The organism is Aquirufa salirivi (assembly GCF_045310485.1).
GTDB classification, from domain to species: Bacteria; Bacteroidota; Bacteroidia; order Cytophagales; family Spirosomataceae; genus Aquirufa; species Aquirufa salirivi.
This window is the reverse complement of sequence record NZ_JBEWZH010000005.1, coordinates 42,349-60,009: the sequence shown is the minus strand read 5'-3', so window position 1 is coordinate 60,009 and position 17,661 is coordinate 42,349. Positions and strand designations below refer to the sequence as shown.

15 protein-coding genes are annotated in these 17,661 nt (G+C 39.4%); 7 read left to right on the top strand and 8 right to left on the bottom strand.

Annotated elements, in window-relative coordinates:
- Positions 1–84: 84 nt before the first annotated feature.
- The 4 genes from U0R11_RS08040 to U0R11_RS08025 form a co-directional block, all read right to left on the bottom strand.
- The gene (locus U0R11_RS08040) at positions 85–1,659 is read right to left on the bottom strand and encodes a carboxylesterase/lipase family protein (RefSeq protein WP_406751194.1); all 1,575 of its coding nucleotides are present in this window, start codon (positions 1,657–1,659) and stop codon (positions 85–87) included.
- A 194-nt stretch (positions 1,660–1,853) separates the two neighbouring features.
- A complete protein-coding gene (locus tag U0R11_RS08035) occupies positions 1,854–4,079 on the bottom strand; it encodes a xanthine dehydrogenase family protein molybdopterin-binding subunit (protein ID WP_406751193.1) in 2,226 nt (741 codons plus the stop codon).
- A 137-nt stretch (positions 4,080–4,216) separates the two neighbouring features.
- Positions 4,217–4,657 carry a nuclear transport factor 2 family protein gene (locus U0R11_RS08030; RefSeq protein ID WP_406751192.1) on the bottom strand — a complete coding sequence of 147 codons (441 nt, stop codon included), beginning with the start codon at positions 4,655–4,657 and terminating at the stop codon, positions 4,217–4,219.
- Between the two features lie 33 nt (positions 4,658–4,690).
- Positions 4,691–5,143 carry a nuclear transport factor 2 family protein gene (locus U0R11_RS08025; protein WP_406751191.1) on the bottom strand — a complete coding sequence of 151 codons (453 nt, stop codon included), beginning with the start codon at positions 5,141–5,143 and terminating at the stop codon, positions 4,691–4,693.
- Positions 5,144–5,298: 155 nt separating this feature from the next.
- Here U0R11_RS08025 and U0R11_RS08020 point away from each other — a divergent pair, with 155 nt between their 5' ends.
- Genes U0R11_RS08020 through U0R11_RS08005 form a run of 4 tightly spaced genes read left to right on the top strand, consistent with a single transcriptional unit; the run spans position 5,299 to position 9,817 of the window.
- Positions 5,299–6,213, top strand: coding sequence for a helix-turn-helix domain-containing protein (locus U0R11_RS08020; protein ID WP_406751190.1), 915 nt, complete (start codon positions 5,299–5,301; stop codon positions 6,211–6,213).
- 9 nt (positions 6,214–6,222) lie between these two features.
- On the top strand, positions 6,223–7,074 hold the full coding sequence (locus U0R11_RS08015; protein ID WP_406751189.1) for an aldo/keto reductase: 852 nt from the start codon (positions 6,223–6,225) through the stop codon (positions 7,072–7,074).
- A 51-nt stretch (positions 7,075–7,125) separates the two neighbouring features.
- Positions 7,126–7,581 carry a (2Fe-2S)-binding protein gene (locus tag U0R11_RS08010; RefSeq protein WP_406751363.1) on the top strand — a complete coding sequence of 152 codons (456 nt, stop codon included), beginning with the start codon at positions 7,126–7,128 and terminating at the stop codon, positions 7,579–7,581.
- A gap of 1 nt (position 7,582) precedes the next feature.
- On the top strand, positions 7,583–9,817 hold the full coding sequence (locus U0R11_RS08005) for a xanthine dehydrogenase family protein molybdopterin-binding subunit (RefSeq protein ID WP_406751188.1): 2,235 nt from the start codon (positions 7,583–7,585) through the stop codon (positions 9,815–9,817).
- 63 nt (positions 9,818–9,880) lie between these two features.
- Here the strand turns inward: U0R11_RS08005 and U0R11_RS08000 are convergent, their stop codons facing one another.
- Both U0R11_RS08000 and U0R11_RS07995 read right to left on the bottom strand, forming a co-directional pair.
- Positions 9,881–10,642, bottom strand: a complete 762-nt coding sequence (locus tag U0R11_RS08000) for a hypothetical protein (protein ID WP_406751187.1) — start codon at positions 10,640–10,642, stop codon at positions 9,881–9,883.
- A 53-nt stretch (positions 10,643–10,695) separates the two neighbouring features.
- A complete protein-coding gene (locus U0R11_RS07995) occupies positions 10,696–11,463 on the bottom strand; it encodes a hypothetical protein (protein ID WP_406751186.1) in 768 nt (255 codons plus the stop codon).
- 91 nt (positions 11,464–11,554) lie between these two features.
- On the opposite strand from U0R11_RS07995, the gene U0R11_RS07990 reads away from it, so the two are divergent.
- Positions 11,555–12,481 carry a helix-turn-helix domain-containing protein gene (locus tag U0R11_RS07990; protein ID WP_406751185.1) on the top strand — a complete coding sequence of 309 codons (927 nt, stop codon included), beginning with the start codon at positions 11,555–11,557 and terminating at the stop codon, positions 12,479–12,481.
- 3 nt (positions 12,482–12,484) lie between these two features.
- On the opposite strand, the gene U0R11_RS07985 is transcribed toward U0R11_RS07990, so the two are convergent.
- Together U0R11_RS07985 and U0R11_RS07980 are read right to left on the bottom strand one after the other, a co-directional pair.
- Positions 12,485–13,123, bottom strand: coding sequence for a DUF1801 domain-containing protein (locus U0R11_RS07985; protein WP_406751184.1), 639 nt, complete (start codon positions 13,121–13,123; stop codon positions 12,485–12,487).
- A 99-nt stretch (positions 13,124–13,222) separates the two neighbouring features.
- The gene (locus U0R11_RS07980; RefSeq protein ID WP_406751183.1) at positions 13,223–15,253 is read right to left on the bottom strand and encodes a glycoside hydrolase family 3 protein; all 2,031 of its coding nucleotides are present in this window, start codon (positions 15,251–15,253) and stop codon (positions 13,223–13,225) included.
- Between the two features lie 195 nt (positions 15,254–15,448).
- Between U0R11_RS07980 and U0R11_RS07975 the strand changes: the two genes are divergently transcribed.
- Complete coding sequence (locus U0R11_RS07975) at positions 15,449–16,597, top strand: esterase (protein ID WP_406751182.1); 1,149 nt, start codon at positions 15,449–15,451, stop codon at positions 16,595–16,597.
- Positions 16,598–16,601: 4 nt separating this feature from the next.
- Positions 16,602–17,594: an amidohydrolase family protein gene (locus U0R11_RS07970; protein ID WP_406751180.1), complete on the top strand. Its 993-nt coding sequence runs from the start codon at positions 16,602–16,604 to the stop codon at positions 17,592–17,594.
- The last annotated feature ends 67 nt before the right edge of the window (positions 17,595–17,661 follow it).

The window sequence follows — 17,661 nt, the reverse complement described above, 5'->3', positions numbered from 1 at the left end:
AAAAACGAATATAAGAAATTCCTTGTTGACCGTATACTAAATGTTTGAGCTTATTTTAATAACGACATTCCGATATGTAGCGGTTTAGTTTAAATAGATACGTTGATAAAAGAAGTTTAAGCTGGCATGGTCTGGAATTTTCATTTTTTCTACCTGCTTATCTAATTTAATAATCTCCAAAGAAGTAGCATTAAAAGCTGGCCATATAGGTAATCCTTTGGCATTAGGGTTTCCAAACTTAGCAAAGTTGACCCAATAGGAAGACATGGTATTCGCCAATGCTAAATCTTCTTTTTCCCAAGGTCGATTGACCAAATGAAGCGTATTCAAGGCATAGGGCACTTCTCCTGTATGAAAAGCTTTGAACTTTTTATATTCTCCATAAGCAGGGACAACGCGGGTAAATCGATACACATAGACAGGATTTCCATGGTTGCTGTGCAGATTTGCTAAGATATAGTTGGGAGCCCCAAATATCAAATCTCTAGCCAATCTGTTCTGTGAAAGCAAGGCTACTGAGTCATTGGTGGCAGGATAATGGCTTAACAAATCTGAGGCATATTGGCCATATTGTTTTTCAATATCCGCTTTAAAAGCATCCGCCTTTTTGGGAGGACCCATCAATAGTCCTTCGTCTTCATTCCAGCCCGTAAGTAAATGGACTTTATTCTGTTTTTTCTCGTTAAAAATCCGCTCGATGCTTTCTGGCATAAAATATCCATCTACAATAATCCCACTTCTACTGGAAACTTTTTTTCGTAATTCTTCAGCCGGCATATCTCTCATTTGTACTAAGTTTTGCAAACCTATGTTTTCCATGGATTTTTTACCTTGTTCTTCCGCTTCATTAAGCCCTACTAAAGCTTGTTTGGATACCAAAGGATTTCTGGGTAGTAGGCCAGCGCCACTTTCAGCAATGGCTTTATGAAAGAGCCCTTTCGCTAATGGAGAAGCCACCAAACTAACCACAGCCATCGAGCCAGCCGATTGACCTGCAATGGTCACATTATTGGGATCCCCGCCAAATTGAGCAATGTTGTTTTTTACCCATTTCAAAGCTGCGATTTGATCTAGTAATCCATAATTACCGGATGCATGCAAGGGAGATTCTTTACTTAATTCTGGATGAGCAAAAAAGCCAAAAATACCCACACGGTAGTTGATGCTCACATATACAACCCCTTGGGCCGCCAATTTTTCACCATCATAAATGGGAACAGAGCCTCCGCCTGATGAAAAGCCACCACCATGTATCCAAACCATCACCGGTTTTTTATCACTCGTTTTTTGGGCACCAGTCCAAACATTGAGGTATAAGCAATCTTCACTGATGGGCTCTTTGGGAATCAGAAATTCTTCTGACCACATATAAAAGGGGGCAGGTGGAGCTTGTATAGCACTGGGGCCAAAAGCCTGACACGATTTTACGCCTTCCCAAGTGGCTACAGGTTGGGGAGCTTTCCAGCGTAAGTTGCCAATAGGCGGTGCCGCAAAAGGAATTCCTTTAAATGATTTGATGCCACTTTTTTCTGTTTTCCCTTGGATGATACCTGAGGCTATTTTTACGTTGATACTGACAGGTTCATTGGCTAATGTGGATTGTATTCCAAAGAAATAAGAAAGCAGGAAAATGAAGGAAAGTAGTACAGGTTTTTTCATGTGTATGGTCCTTTTGGTGACTTATTGTAATTGGTTTTCTAATTGAATAATGAAATGAGAAATTCCCAATTAGCCATTCATGCATTAAAGGTAAAAGACTTTTTCATTCTGGTGTTAATTTATATTCCACTTGTAGAGAGAGTTCTTGGAATTCTCTTTGTCAACAAGGAATTAAACACATGAAAACTTAGCTCTTATATATTATCTATAAAGGGTTGACTGTAATGACGCTTACCTGTGGCTTTATACAAGGCATTGGCTAATGCAGCAAAGACAGGTGGATACGCCGGTTCTCCCATGCCACTGGGATCTATTTCATTTTTCACAAAATGGATATTCATGGCTTTGGGAGCCTCATTCATGCGTATCATGCGGTAGGTATCAAAGTTTTTATGTTGTGGTACACCTTGTTCCAATGTCATTTTTCCAAATAGAGCTGTACCAATTCCATCCACTACTCCTCCTTCCACCATATTCCTGGCCCCAGTTGGATTTATAACAATCCCACAATCGATGGCAGAATGAACTTTTTGAATGACAGGCATTCCATCTTTCATTTCCAACTCTATGACATTGGCAGCATAGGAATCATGGCAGAAATAAGCAGAAACCCCTACTTTCTTGGTGGATTTAATGTTTTTCCAATCTGATTTTTCTTGGACTAATTTCAATACTCCTGCATATCTTTCAGGCTCGTATTCATTGTTTTTGCCAACCGGCTTTTCGGCTGCTCGCTGGAGTAATTCCAAACGAAAATCGATGGGATCTTTTCCTGCTAGCTCGGCTACTTCATCCAAAAAGGATTGTTCGGCTGCCGCCATAAAATTGGAGCGCGGTGCTCGGAAAGAACCCACCGTAATGTTGGAATCTATGGTCCATTCTTCGGCTAAATAATGATCGACGGCACCCGCTGGAAAGCGGTTAGGATATAGTGGAGATTCGGGAATTCCTCCTGCTTTTACATGGAAAGCAATCAGGTTATTTTGTGCATCTAAACCGGCCCTGTAAGTAGCGGAGTAGGTAGAACGATATACCCCTGAAGTCATATCGTCTTCTCGGGTATATTGCAATTTAATGGGGGCTTGCACTTTTTGAGATATAAGCGCAGCTTCAATCATCCAATGCGCATAAGAGCGTTTGCCAAATCCCCCGCCTAAACGAGTCATTTTGACATTGATTTTATCCAGAGGTAAACCTATTCGAGCAGATAAAGATTGTTCGGTTAATTCAGGTTTTTGAAGTGGCCCAGATAAATTCGCTGAGTCAGCTTTTACGTCGGCAAAAAAGTTCATGGGTTCCATGCAATTATGAGCTAAATATGGCCCATAATAGGTTTTTTCTATGATTTTTGCTGCCTGTTTAAAGGCCGTTTCCACATCTCCATCTTTCCGTCTGACCGTGGCAATTTGTTCTTTTTTAGCCGCCATTTGTGCGATATGTTGGCTCGTATTTTCTAGTCCAGCCGGAATATTTTCGACCGTTTTTCGGCCTAGCATATTTCTGTTTTGAGTATAGCTTTTAGTTTCCTGCCATTCCACTTGCAAGGCTTTTTTGGCTTGCATAACTTCCCAAGTAGAATGACCTACAATGGCTACCACTTGGTTGAAGCTAATGGTATCAAAAAAGGATTTTTCATAGCCATCTTTAAATACTTGGATGGGGAAAATATCCTTGATGCCAGGCATTTTACGAGCCTCGGAATCGTTGATTGATTTTAGCTCCAAACCGAAGGCGGGAGGATGAACAATCATGGCATAGAGCATACCTTTTACTTGGGTATCAATACCGAATAAAGGCTGACCAGTGACAATCTTTTTTAAGTCTACATTTGGTTTGGATTTCCCTATGATGGAAAAATCTTTGACCGATTTTAATGGTGTATTTTGAGGAACTTTGATTTGGGCAGCAAGACTTGCGAAATCTCCATATTTGGCAGATTTACCACTTTTTTTATGATGTAAAATGCCAAGAGAAGTACTTAATTCTTCCAAGGGAACTTGCCATTGTTTGGCTGCGGCTTCCATTAACATCCTACGGGCCGTAGCACCTGCTTGTCGGAGGGGCATCCATCCTTGATGAATAGCTTGACTACCTCCGATGTATTGTCTGGTAAAATGTTTGGTATCTAAATCCGCTTGAATCACTTGTACCTGTTTCCAATCTACATCCAACTCTTCCGCTACAATCATGGGCATGGAGGTTTTTACCCCTTGACCACCTTCTGGATTGGGCGACATGATTTGGATGATATTGTCTGAGGTGATTTTTACAAAACCGTTGATTTCATGTTGAGTTCCCGGATCAGCTTTTAAGGTTTTATTAGTGGAGGCAAAACTGGAAAAATAGCTAAAACTTAACATGAACCCACCGCCACTTAAAGCGGCAGATTGTATAAAGGATCTACGGTTTAGTTTTTTCATGATAATAATTGGGTAAATTCTTAAGAATCCAAGGTAATGTAATCTTGTGATTAACGCTTAATTCAAACCTTTATTTTTAAGAAATGCATGTAATAGCTCGGCTATTTCTAGATTGTTCAAATCAGAATAATGAAAGTTTAATTCGTGGTATTCAGCTTGGTGAAGGAAAGAGACCCTAATTTCCAAGCACCGTTTTGTTTCACATATACTTCTGTTACTTCAAAAGGATTGGTCACTTCATTTCCTCCAACTGCAGCTAGTAAAGTTATTCGGTTCAATAAAATGGCAGTGGAATCAATGATATTTACCGACACTGAATGTATATCAGCTTTTTTATAATGTATCATCCCGCCTTTAATGATGTTCACCTCTCTATCTTTTCCCCAGCTTCCACCCATGTGAACAAAAACAGATTTTTCATGGAATAGTTGACTCAATTTATTGGCATCTTTATCCGCCATCCATTGCCATTTGTCTTTGGATAGTTGGATAATCTCTTGGTCGGCAGGTGAAGTTTGAGCCAACATTCCTACACTAGCAGTTAGGATAAATAGTAAAGAAAACAGGGTATTTTTCATGTTATTTGATTTAAAATTAAGTGGTAAATGAGCTTATTGTTTGATTTGATGCGTATCCCGAACACTACTAAATGTCAATGCTAGCAGTTTCCAACCTTGACCATTTTTTTGATAAACTTCTGTTACTGTAAATTCAGTTACGGCAACTTGCTCTCTCACTACCGCATCTAAGGTTATCCGATTCCATACAATGGCAGTATTACCAAAAAGTTCAACGGCTGTATCTTTAACAGTAGCTTTTTTATACCAAATTCTACCTGTTTTGATGATATCAAGTTCTTCCTCTTTTTTCCAAGTACCACTCATGTGAACAAATTTGGATTTAGCATCAAATAAGGCGTCTAATTTAGTGACATCTTTGTCAGACATCCATTGCCATTTATCATTGGAAAGTTTAATTAGAGTTTGCTCTTCACTACTTTGTTGGGCCACACCCATCTGAATGAAAAATAAGGCAAAAACGAAAGTTAGGATAGTCGATTTCATGTGATTTAGGAGCTACGATTTTAAACAAATGTCTAATTAATATTTTTTACCTAGGTAGATAAACTACTCTATTTTCTACCATTTTTACTCATTCTACAGATTAGCGGAATCAGCTACAAGTGAAATACTTACATTTGGAACAAAATTTGAAACTCATGGAAAAAGTAGTAGTCCTTAATCAAATTAGTGAGTACAATGCAGCGAATAATCATACCACACTCCACCCTTTAGTGAGTGTCATTGATTTTTCTAAGGCAAGTGTACGCGATTGGGGCCAATCCGTAAATCGTGTCAAATTTCAATACGGTTTGTATTGTATTTATTTGAAAGATGTCAAATGTGGTGATATTGTGTACGGCCGACATACCTATGATTACCAAGCCGGAACCTTAGTTTTTTTTGCTCCAGGTCAAGTTTCTGAATTTGAGCCCCCCTCAGAACCTTACCAGCCTAAAGGTTATGGACTGGTTTTTCACCCTGATTTAATTCATGGAACGGCTCTTGCCAAAGCATTACCGATGTATCATTTTTTTAGTTATCAATCCAACGAAGCATTGCACATTTCGGATGCGGAAAGACAAGTTGTATTGGATTGTCTGTCCAAGATTGAATTTGAATTAAATCAAGCCATAGATAAGCATAGCAAAAAATTGATTACTGCCAATATTGAATTGTTTTTGAATTATTGTGAGCGTTTTTATGATCGCCAATTTATTTCAAGAGAACATGTCAATCTAGGTGTTTTAGCCAAGTTTGAAGAGTTGTTAAATACTTATTTCTTGTCGGAAAAGCCTCAAAATTTGGGTTTACCTTCCGTAGCTTATTTTGCGGATGCATTGCATTTATCTCCCAATTATTTCGGTGATTTAATTAAAAAAGAAACAGGAAAATCAGTTAAGGATTTGATTCAAAACAAGCTCATTGATGTCGCTAAAGAGCGGATTTTTGATGGAGAAAAATCCATCAATGAAATAGCCCATGATTTAGGGTTCAAATATCCACAACATTTTACTCGGGTATTTAAGCAACACGTAGGAAACACCCCTTTACAATACCGCCATCTGAATTAAGTATTTTATATGGAGTATGTTGAATTAAATAATGGAGTAACAATGCCCATCTTGGGTTTTGGAGTATTCCAAATCGCCGATGCATTCACTTGTGAAAAATGTGTCAGCGAAGCTTTAGGATTGGGGTATCGCTCCATCGACACAGCGGCTTCCTATGGAAATGAAGCAGCCGTGGGTTTAGCTATAAAATCATCAGGAATACTCCGTCAAGATGTATTTATTACGACCAAACTTTGGATTCAAGGAAATGGATATGAAGGTACTTTAGCGGCCTTTGATACATCCATGCAAAAACTGCAGCTTGATTACCTCGATTTATACTTAATTCATCAGCCTTATGGCGATGTATTTGGAGAATGGCGTGCCTTGGAAAAGTTATACCATGAGGGGCGAATCCGTGCGATAGGTGTTAGTAATTTTCAGCCTGATCGGATCGCAGATTTACTGAATCATACAGAGATTATTCCAGCCATCAATCAGGTAGAAACACATCCATTTCATCAACAGATTTCAAACCAACAATTTCTTCAAGAGCATCTAATTAAAATACAATCTTGGGGACCTTTTGCCGAAGGGGAAAATGGGATGTTTGAAAATCCGCTACTATCGTCCATTGCACAAGCCCATGGAAAATCCATCGCCCAAGTTATTTTGCGCTGGCTTATACAACGAGGAATAGTCGTCATCCCTAAAACCGTTAACCGCCATCGCATGATGGAGAATTTTCAAATTTTTGATTTCAGTCTGACTGAACGAGAAATGGAAATGATTCATACATTGGATACCAAAACGAGTTGCTTTTTTGATCACCGAGACCCAGCCATGGTTAAGTGGTTGGGAACAAGGAATATAGAACATTGAATTGTTTGATTTGAATACATTTGTACACCTTTTTATAAATATCAAACCATGATAAAGAAATTCACCTTACGGATTAACAAGAAATCCCACACGATAGAGGCAGATGAAAACATGCCTCTTTTATGGGTACTTCGAGATGTATTAGACTTAAAAGGAACCAAATATGGTTGTGGGGTGGGTTCCTGTGGAGCGTGTACGGTACATTTAAATGGTATCGCAGTACGTTCATGTCAGTTGCCTATTTCAGCTTTGGCCAATCAGAATATCACGACCATTGAAGGACTTGCTGAAAAGGGAGATCATCCAGTTCAAAAGGCATGGTTGGATGTTGACGTTGCGCAGTGTGGTTATTGCCAATCTGGTCAAATCATGAGTGCGGCAGCTTTATTAAAAAGCAATCCACGTCCTAGCGAGGAAGATATCGACAATTTTATGTCGGGAAATATTTGTCGTTGCGGAACCTATACGCGTATTAAAAAAGCCATCCTACAAGCAGCCTCAAAGTAACATGAAAAAGACAGATAACACGTACAGCAGACGCTCGTTTTTAAAAGTCTCTTCGCTTTCAGGAGGAGGATTGATGTTAGGGATTTCTTGGTTGGCTAGTGCCAAACCCGAGGCCACATTGGTAGCATTGAATGTAGAAGCTACTTGGCAAGAACTGACAAGTTATATTAAAATTACACCTGAAAATATCATTAAGATTTTCTCTCCCAATCCTGAGTTTGGACAGAATGTCATGACCTCATTACCAATGCTGATTGCAGAGGAATTGGACGTTGATTTTAAAAGCATTGTAGTAGAACAAGCCATTTATAATCCGGCACTTTTCAACCGTCAATTTACCGGAGGTAGCCAGTCGATCCGCTCGGCTTGGAAGCTTTTACGTACGGCAGGGGCATCGGCCCGACAAATGATTTTGACGGCAGCTAGCCAAGCCTGGAATGTGCCAGTTTCGGAATTAACCACATCCAAAGGGCAAGTGAAACATGCCGCTAGTGGTAAATCCGGAAGCTATGGTTCATTCTCTACTGCGGCATCCAAATTACAGGTACCCAAGGATATCGTATTAAAAGCAAATAAAGGATTTAGGCTATTAGGTACTCCACAGAAAAATGTGGAAGGGCCTAAGATTGTTCATGGTCAACCATTATTTGGCATGGATTATAAAGAAGCTGGAATGCTCATCGCCATGACAGAGCGACCACCCGCTTTTGGCATGCGCTTAAAATCTTTTGATGCTACGGCAGCTAAGAAAATGCCAGGTATTGTGGATGTATTCACGATTCAAGTATATGAGCCCACTCAAAAATTGGCCATGTTTGATACACGTTCCTTCAATGAGGTCATAGCGGTGGTGGGTAAAACTACTTGGGATGTGATGAATGCCCGCAAAAAGCTGAATGTGGTTTGGGAAAATGCACCAGATACGAAGGAGATTATGAACAATCGAGAGACTGTTGTTCCTGGAGGCCTGGAGAGTACCACAAAGCATTATGCAGATATGTTGGCCATGGATAAAAAGCCAGGCCGCGTGGAGCGTAAGGATGGTGAACCAGAGAAGGCTTTTGAGGCAGCAAAGCATGTGATTGAACGGACCTATACTGCACCTTTTTTGGCCCATAATATCATGGAGCCGACGAACACTTTTGCTCATTTTCAAGGAAATAAAGTGAGGTTTGTGGCACCGATTCAGGGCCCTGATTTCATTGCAAATACCATCGCGACTCGCTTGGGAATTCCTAAAGAAAACGTAGAAATACAATTGGCCCGCATGGGAGGAGGATTTGGTCGTAGGGCATATGGACATTACATGGTGGAGGCAGCTTTGATTTCCAAACAAGCCAATGCTCCAATTAAATTGGTTTACAGTCGAGAAGACGATGTGAGCGGAGGTATTTATCGCCCAACTTACCAATTGACCTATCGCGCGGCTTTTGATGAAAATAAGCGTTTAACAGCGATACACATTAAGGGTGGAGGCATTCCTGAATCGCCTTTACACGCGAATCGTTTTCCAGCGGGGGCATTAGATAATTATATGGCTGAAAGCTGGTCGATTCCTTCCAACATTACCATTGGTGCATTTCGTGCACCTCGCTCGAACTTCAATGCAGCGGCTGAGCAGTCGTTTTTAGATGAGGTTTCCGAGTATATGGGCAAGGATCCAATCGCATTCCGTTTGGAATTATTGCAAAGAGCTAAAGACAATCCCGTAGGGAAAAACAATGATTATGATGCGGCTCGCTATATGGGCGTGTTGGAGTTAGTACGCGATAAATCGGGATGGGGCAAGCCAGAAAATGCCAGCAAAAAGCGTGGCGTGTCGTCGTATTTCTGCCACAATTCTTATGCAGCTCAGGTGATTGACCTTCGAGTGAAAGATGGCCAAGTCATTGTAGACCAAGTAACTTCTGCAGTGGATTGTGGAGTAGTGGTGAACCCAGAAGGTGCCAAAAATATGGCTGAAGGTGCGGCTATTGATGGTATTGGAAATGCCTTGTTTGGCAACTTAAGTTTAACTGATGGCCGGACAGATCAAAAGAATTTTGATACGTATCGCATGATTCGTCACAATGAGGCACCAAAGAAAATCGATGTGCATTTTGTGGCCAGCGAAACGGACCCAACAGGACTAGGAGAGCCGCCTTTCCCACCTATTTTTGGAGCCATGGCAAATGCAATTTACAAGGCAACAGGTAAGCGATTGTACAAGCAGCCTTTTGGGAATCAGTTATCGTAAGTAAAGAATCAGAAAATTTCAATCAGCACATCGTTTGGTGTGCTGATTTTTTTATGATTGAGCTTAGTTAATGCGTCTAAACTGGTGGTTAAAGTTGTAGTTTAATCCAACGCTCCAAAGCAAGTCATCACCCGCTAAAGCAGAACGAAGTTTTTTGCTAAAAATAGTCGTTAAAGTAAAAGGGCTTTTTTTCTTAGAAAGAATCAATGAACCACTCAGGTAAGTTCCATCCAAATCATCCATTTTAAGGTAGAAAAACTGAGGAATAATAGTTGCTTGCCAGTTTTTATGCAAAGAAAGATTGGAGAAAACAGTTTTAAATGCCACAAAAGTCGTGCTCTGGATCACATCTTTTGTCAGTCCAGTTGAACCTAAATAACTAATTCCAAAAGCTATATTTTTGTGAACGGATAAGGTAGGAGTTGCCTCCCAAGCAAAGAATCGTTGTGCTTTTAAATAGCTGGTATTAACACCATTAATATTCGCTTCTTCTGAACGAAAAACAAAGGCTGGATGTGCGCCTACACTCATTTTAAAGTTTTTTTGTTGGATAGCTTTATAGCGCCACCAAAATATAAATGCCCAGGGTTTACCATCCATTCCAAAGCGGAACATCGGATCAAAGCTCAAGCGACCTTTACCAATGGATAAATCAAATAATACAGCCGGTTTACCTAAAGAAAAAGAGGGTATTAAAGACACGCCATTATTGGTGGCGGTAATTTGACCAGAAAAAAAAGAAGGTACTTTGGTCGTATCCGTTTGAGCGAATAAATGGTTAACACCTACTAGGAATACTAGCAAGAGCGTGGTTTTAAATTTCATGGGGATGAATTAAAGAGAAATACAAAGGTCTATATTTTTTTACTAAAATGAAATTAGGGGCTTATTTTACCCCCTTTTAAAGGATATACTAGTTTAATGTTCCATAAAAAGGGCTTGGATCCTTCTACTTGGGATTCAAAGGTTTTGTTCATGGTAGATTTAAAAATGATGGGAAAATTTTGCAAAGCGAGGCTTATTTCCGTGGTTAAATAATAGCCATCGTTACCATCGATATTGAGGTAATACAATTGCGGAGTAATGCCCAAGGTTGCTTTTTTACTCAATTGAATTTGGGATATGTCGGTATATAAGGTGACAAAATGTAGCGTATGTAATGTGCCAGCATTGATACCATTTGATCTTAGAAAGTAGATACCCATGTTTAGATGCTTAGCTACTTGGTAACGAGGAAATAATTCTAATACAAAATATCGATCTGTTTTTTGAATTTGTAGAGAATCTTTCGTGCTGGGAATGGGCAAACTTACAAAATTGAGGCCCAAATGTGTCCCTACGTTCATATTGAATTTTGATTGATTAGGGCTTAGCTTATATCGAAACCAAAATAGGGAATACCAGGGTTTTGCATCTAATGAAAAAGCCATTTCTGGATCAAAACTGAACCTTCCTTTGGAAATAGACATATTGAATACTGTAGCGGGTCTTTCCAAAGAAAAGGAAGGGACAATCGAAATACCATTGTTCGTGATCCCAACGGAACCATTAATTTGGGTGGTTTTTTGATGTTGTAACTCTTGTGAAAAAGTATGTAGCGATGGTGTCAAGAATAAACAGATCAGATATATGCCTGCTTTTTTCATTTCTATTAAATTTGCTTTAAATTGTAAAATTAGCCTATTTCCTTAGGTGTAGGATTATACATTTTACGGAAATGCTTACCATTTTAACCTTATGGAAGAAAAGATCAAGGATACAGAAATTGCCATCAGGAATTTGGACTCGGTGGATTCATTTAATAAGTACAATGAGCATTCTACCATAAATCCATGGATAAGCATCATCGATTTTTCAAAATCTAGTCCAAAATGCCGCGAATGGATGCGTATGGGATTTTATTGCATCATGTTGAAAGATATACATTGTGGGGATTTGAAATATGGCATTAGCCAATATGACTACGATGCTGGCACGCTCTTGTTTTTTGCTCCCAATCAGATTTATAAAGTAGACAAAGTAGGAAGCTTGACTGTACCCCAAGGTTTATGTCTGGTATTTGATGAAGAATTAATTCGAGGAACTTCATTACAGAAGCAAATTCATGCATATTCCTTTTTTTCATACGAACATAATGAAGCCTTACATGTAGACGAAGAAGAAAGGAAAAATGTAGTGGAAATATTGGCTAAAATTAGTCGAGAAATTAATCCTGAATTAGACCATTTAAATAAGAAATTAATTGTTACCCATATTGAATTATTATTGGATTATTGTAGTCGATATTATCAAAGGCAATTCACCAGTAGACAGCCCTTGCATCAACTCATTTCTGATAAATTTTCAGATTTGGTGAGAGAATTTTTAATCTCCAGAAAATCAGCTGATTATGGATTACCAACGGTCAATTATTTTGCGGATAAATTGCATTTATCGGCTAATTATTTAGGAGATATTATTAAGAAAGAAACACAACAAACGCCAATTGAAATTATGCATCAAATGATGATCAATCAGGCGAAAGAATTATTGCATGATTTTGAGAAAAATATTAGTGAAATTTCTGATCAATTAGGCTTTACTTATGCGCCACATTTTACCCGATTTTTTAAGAATAAAATGGGCTTAACACCGAATGAATATCGGCGAAATTTGAATCGATGAATTTTACCTCGCATGTTTGTGCGAACCATCACAAGTAGGCATTTTTTGGGAAAGGCCACAAATACAATCGCTTAATCCTTTACCCATCAGGATGCGACTTTTGTTTTTTTCAATTCGAGAGATTCTAGTGGCTTCTTGTTTCGCTTCGGCAAAATGCATCAAATACATTCTTTGTCGACCAGGTGTTAATCGTGCAAAAGCTGTTTTAAGTGCCTCATCCTCTTCCAAGGCGTTTTGAAATTCCTCTGGAACGGCATATTCCTCAATTTTTTTTAAGGTCACTTTAGCTCCCGATTTTTCTACTTCAATCGCTTCTTGAATATAAGCTTTTATCAAGGTTTCTTTGGAAAGGATATCGTCCAGATGGGTGAATCTAATATGTCGGCTCGACTGCGTATTTTCACCAGGTTTGCTAAATATTTTGCCAGTATCTTTTAGGAGAACTCCCTTAAAAAACATGATGGCGAAGTATTCCTTGAAACCTTGTAGTATTACTAAATTCGATTTTTCATAGGAATAGCAAGGGGAACTCCATTTCAAATCTTCTTCTAAGCCCATTTCCAATAACAAACTTCTTAGTAAGCTTAATTCCGCTTGCCATTTTTCTAGTTTTACCAAAAATGCATCTACTTTTGGATTCATCATTCACCTTTTTTCTAAAAGTAAAAGGAATATCCGAAAAGTCCGATTCTGTCATTCATTATTTGAAAGTACAGAGAATGTCAATCAAGAGTCACCGACTTATTTATAGGATAATCCATGCCCAAATGGGAATAATCCGTAATTTGGTCCTTCCATGTAGCCAGGTACATCCGATTTATTTTCCTCAACCGCTTTCATGTTGATCGGAGTAGTAAATGGCATTTTTCCAGTAGGATTGTATTTGCCTGTCACAATGTCCAATAAGGCTTCTTGCGTAGTACCAAAAGTAGCTAAGATGGATTTTGTTTTCCCTTTGTCTATTTCTTCAATGACCCAGGGATTTGTATAATTGATTGCCACGATGGTCGGTTTGCTGTTAATTAATTCATTGACATGATTCACATCGATTCGATTATCCGATAATCTCAAATCAATTTTAGTACCCTGCGAACTAAACAATCCTCCACCATTGGGGATTAACCAAACTAAAATAACATCGGCTTCTTCTTTATTGGATACAAATTCCACATCGGGATATTGAGGCTTAGCCACTTTGATGATATCAGCATTTCTTCCTGTGTTGAAATAGGTTTCAAAGTACACCTTGGTCTTCTTTTTTACGGGTAAAACTTGTTCCTCATTTCGAAGTAAAACAATGGATTTACGCAGGGCCAAATTGGCCAAATCAGTGGAGGCTTTATTTCCAATAATCTGCTTGGCTTCTTCTACATCTACATAAGGGTTTTCAAATAAACCGAGTTCAAACTTTTCTTTTAATAATTTGGCTACCGATTGATTGATTCTTTCTTCAGATACCATACCTTTCTTTACTGTTTCTAGTAAAGTGCTGGGATTCGCTGCTCCTGAAAATACATCCACGCCGGCATTTAAAGCTTTTTGGTAGCGTTCTGTTATACTCAAATTTTCTACTCCCCAGGGCATCATTTCAATGGGCCCAGTATCCGAATTGATGATGCCATGAAAGCCCAATTTCTCTTGAAGTAAATCGTTGATCATCGCTTTATTAAATGAGAAACCTACTTCCTCAAACTCTTTACCTATAGGGGCAGAATAGTAGGGCATGATCGCTGAAGTACCTGCTGCAATGGCCGCTTTAAATGGTTTTACATGGTAATCAAACATGCCTCCAGGATAATGGGCAAATTTTCCCCAATCAAAATGAGAATCTTGTCCATCTACTTGAGGGCCGCCTCCAGGGAAGTGTTTGGTGGTCATGGCCACGGATTGAGCCCCTAATTTTTTACCTTGAAAACCTACGATGATTTCTTGAATCATGCGCGAGGTTAAATCAGCATCCTCACCAAAGGTTCCTTCTACACGCTGCCAACGGGGTTCCGTGGCTAAGTCGGCCATGTACATATATCCTTTTCTTAGGCCAACAGCGCGCCATTCTTTGGAAGCGATCTCTGCAAATTGACGTGTTAATGCAAAGTCTCTCATGGCAGCCAAACCTAATTCCCCTGGCCATTTAGAAAATGCGGTTACTCCTACACTTAAACCTACGGATGCATCGGTAGTTACATGATTTCTTGGATTAGAAGCCACAATAGCGGGTATTCCTAGTCGTGTATCCTCACACAAGGCTTGGAGATTGTTGGACCATTTTGCCATGATTTCAGGCGCGGCATTAGCCCTTAAAATAAAGTGCCGCAAGTGAAGTTGACGTACCCCTTTGGTGGTTCCAGCTGCAGCCATATTTGGCGCACTTAGGGGCTTTCGGGTAAACATATTGGTGTTTTGAATCAAATCTTCTTCATTGAAACCATCGTTGATGGGTGTAGCTGTTCCTGCGGCTGGTGCTCCTCCAAAAACATTGTCGCCACCCATGCGTGTGGTACTAATCAACATAAACCCCACCTTTTCCTCTAAGGTCATTTGTGAAACTAAATCCTTAATTCTTTCCGAAATAGGTAATCGCCAATCCTCGTAACGATCTAGCTTTTTGTTTTTATTCAGGTCTTTGAAAGACAGATTTTGAATGCGTAGGATTTCTACATTTCGACTACCTAAATTAGGTTGAGCTGTTTTCTGCTGAGCAAGGATATTGGTAAAAGACAAAACAGTTAATAGACTTGCTATTACTTGTTTTTGGGGGAATTTGTTTGACATATGAATGGGCTATATGGACTAAAAGCATGAATTAACTGGTATCTAATGAGTTATTTTGTAAATTCTTTAGATAATCGTTTCGCCATTCATCAAATTAAGATAAGTCGGGAGAAATAATTCAATGAGGATTCCTATATTGTAGCAAATAGATACAATATAGGAATATTGTAAATAAAAATATCGGAAAAATACCAAATGAAAAATCATGTTACGATGAAGAAATGGATACTAAGTTTAGGTTTGCTCATATGTGGCCTACCTATTTTGGCTCAACCTTCGAGGCCAGCGCCAACGCCCAATGACACGCTTAAGTCGGTAGAAGCTTTAGCCTCTGGACAAGTTATCTTTCGGATTTATGCACCTAAGGCTAGTCAAGTGATTGTTTCTGGTGATTTTTCGAAAGAATTTGGGGCTAAAAATTTGAGTAAAAATGAACTAGGTGTTTGGTCTTACACTACAACGGAGGCTATTGCACCCGATTTTTATACCTATGATTTTACGGTAGATGGGGTGAAAACTTTGGACCCTAAGAATACCTTCTTGAAAGAAGGAGAAAATGGTTATTCCAATATGATGGAAATCAAAGGCAAGGAATCGGCTTATGCTGCCATTCAAGCTGTTCCACATGGGAAGCTAGAGAAAGTCTGGTTTCAGTCCAAGGTAACGGGTAAGCCTACACGTTTCCATGTATATACTCCGCCTGGTTATGAGAAGATGAAAGTAAAACTACCTGTTTTGTATTTACAGCATGGAGGAGGCGATAATGATGCATCTTGGTCAACGGCTGGGCGGGCAAATTTTATCATGGATAACCTGCTGGCTGCAGGTAAATGCCAAGCCATGGTGGTGGTCATGCCCATGGGACATCCCAGTTCTGGCTTTTATATGAATCCAGGGATTGAGGAAGATCCTTATTACAAACAAATGTTTGAGGAAATCATGCCTTTGGTGAATGAAAAATATACTGTTCTGACTGACCGTAATCATACAGCTTATGTGGGTCTTTCCATGGGTGGATTGCAAGCACTGAATATGGCGCTTTTTGCTCCTGAGAAATTTGGCTATGTGTTGCCATTAAGTACAGGATATTTCCCAGCTCAACTGAAAATGTTGGAAGAGAAATACGTTCAACATTTGAAAAACCCAGAAATTAACCGCTTAAAACTATTTTGGATTGCCATGGGAGGCGAAAGGGATATTGCCTACAAAAACGGTTTGGGCGTGAATGCCGTGTTTGATAAATATGGCATCAAATACCAAACAAATACCTACGACGCGGGTCATACCTTTATCACATGGCGTCATAATTTAGTTGAATTTGCTCCAATACTTTTTAAAAATTAAACACATGAAAAAATCTGTATTATTAACGCTAGCTTGTGTTGTTTTAATGGCTCAAAATGGCCTAGCACAAACAGCTTCTGCCAAGCATTTACCCATCATAGATGTGCATGTGCATGCCATGAAAGTCAATGCCAACTTTGCCTCGGATATGTCGCCTTGGTTTTTAAGCAACATGCCGGGAACAGATCCGAATGAACCGACGCCTAAATTTTTAAGTGCGGATGGAGCCATCATGTTGAAGGCTGCCAAATCCGACCAAGAATTTCAAGATGAGTTAATGCAAACCATGAAACGCCTGAACATGACCATTGTGGCTTCAGGTGATCCTCAGGTAATTCGTAATTGGAAAAAAGCGGCAGCTCCAGACCGAGTAATTCCATCCATTGGTTTTAGTTCGGCCAGTGGTATTAGTGTGCAAGCTTTTGAAGATTCCTTGAAAACGGGTTTTTATAAAGTGGTTGGGGAAGTGGGTTTACAATACCAAGGATTATCGCCTAGCGACCCATCGGTGGATAAGTATTTTGAAGTAGCTGAGCGACTAAATGTGCCCGTTGCCATTCACATGGGAACAGGAGGAAATGGGATGGCTAATTTGACTTCTCCCAAATACCGAGCTTCCATGGGGAATCCCTTATTGTTGGAAGATTTACTAGCCAGACATCCTAAACTGAAAGTTTGGGTGATGCATGCCGGCTATCCGATGATTGATGAAATGATAGCCTTGATGGGCGCCAATTCCCATGTATATGTGGATTTAGCAGGTATGATTTGGAGCTATCCTTTGGAAGAAATACACCTGTATTTACGGAGATTGGTACAAGCCGGTTTTGGGAAACGAATCATGTATGGTACAGATTTAATGGTTTGGCCAAAATTGTTGGAGACATCCTTAGGAGTCATTGAAAATGCCAATTACCTTTCTTTTGAACAGAAAAGAGATATATTTTTCAATAATGCGGTTCGTTTTTTCCGCTTAGATCCTGCTAAGTATCAATAAACAAAAAGTATTTACAGAGAAACAAAAATGGGCATCTTAACAGACGCCCTTTTTTATGAATGAATCA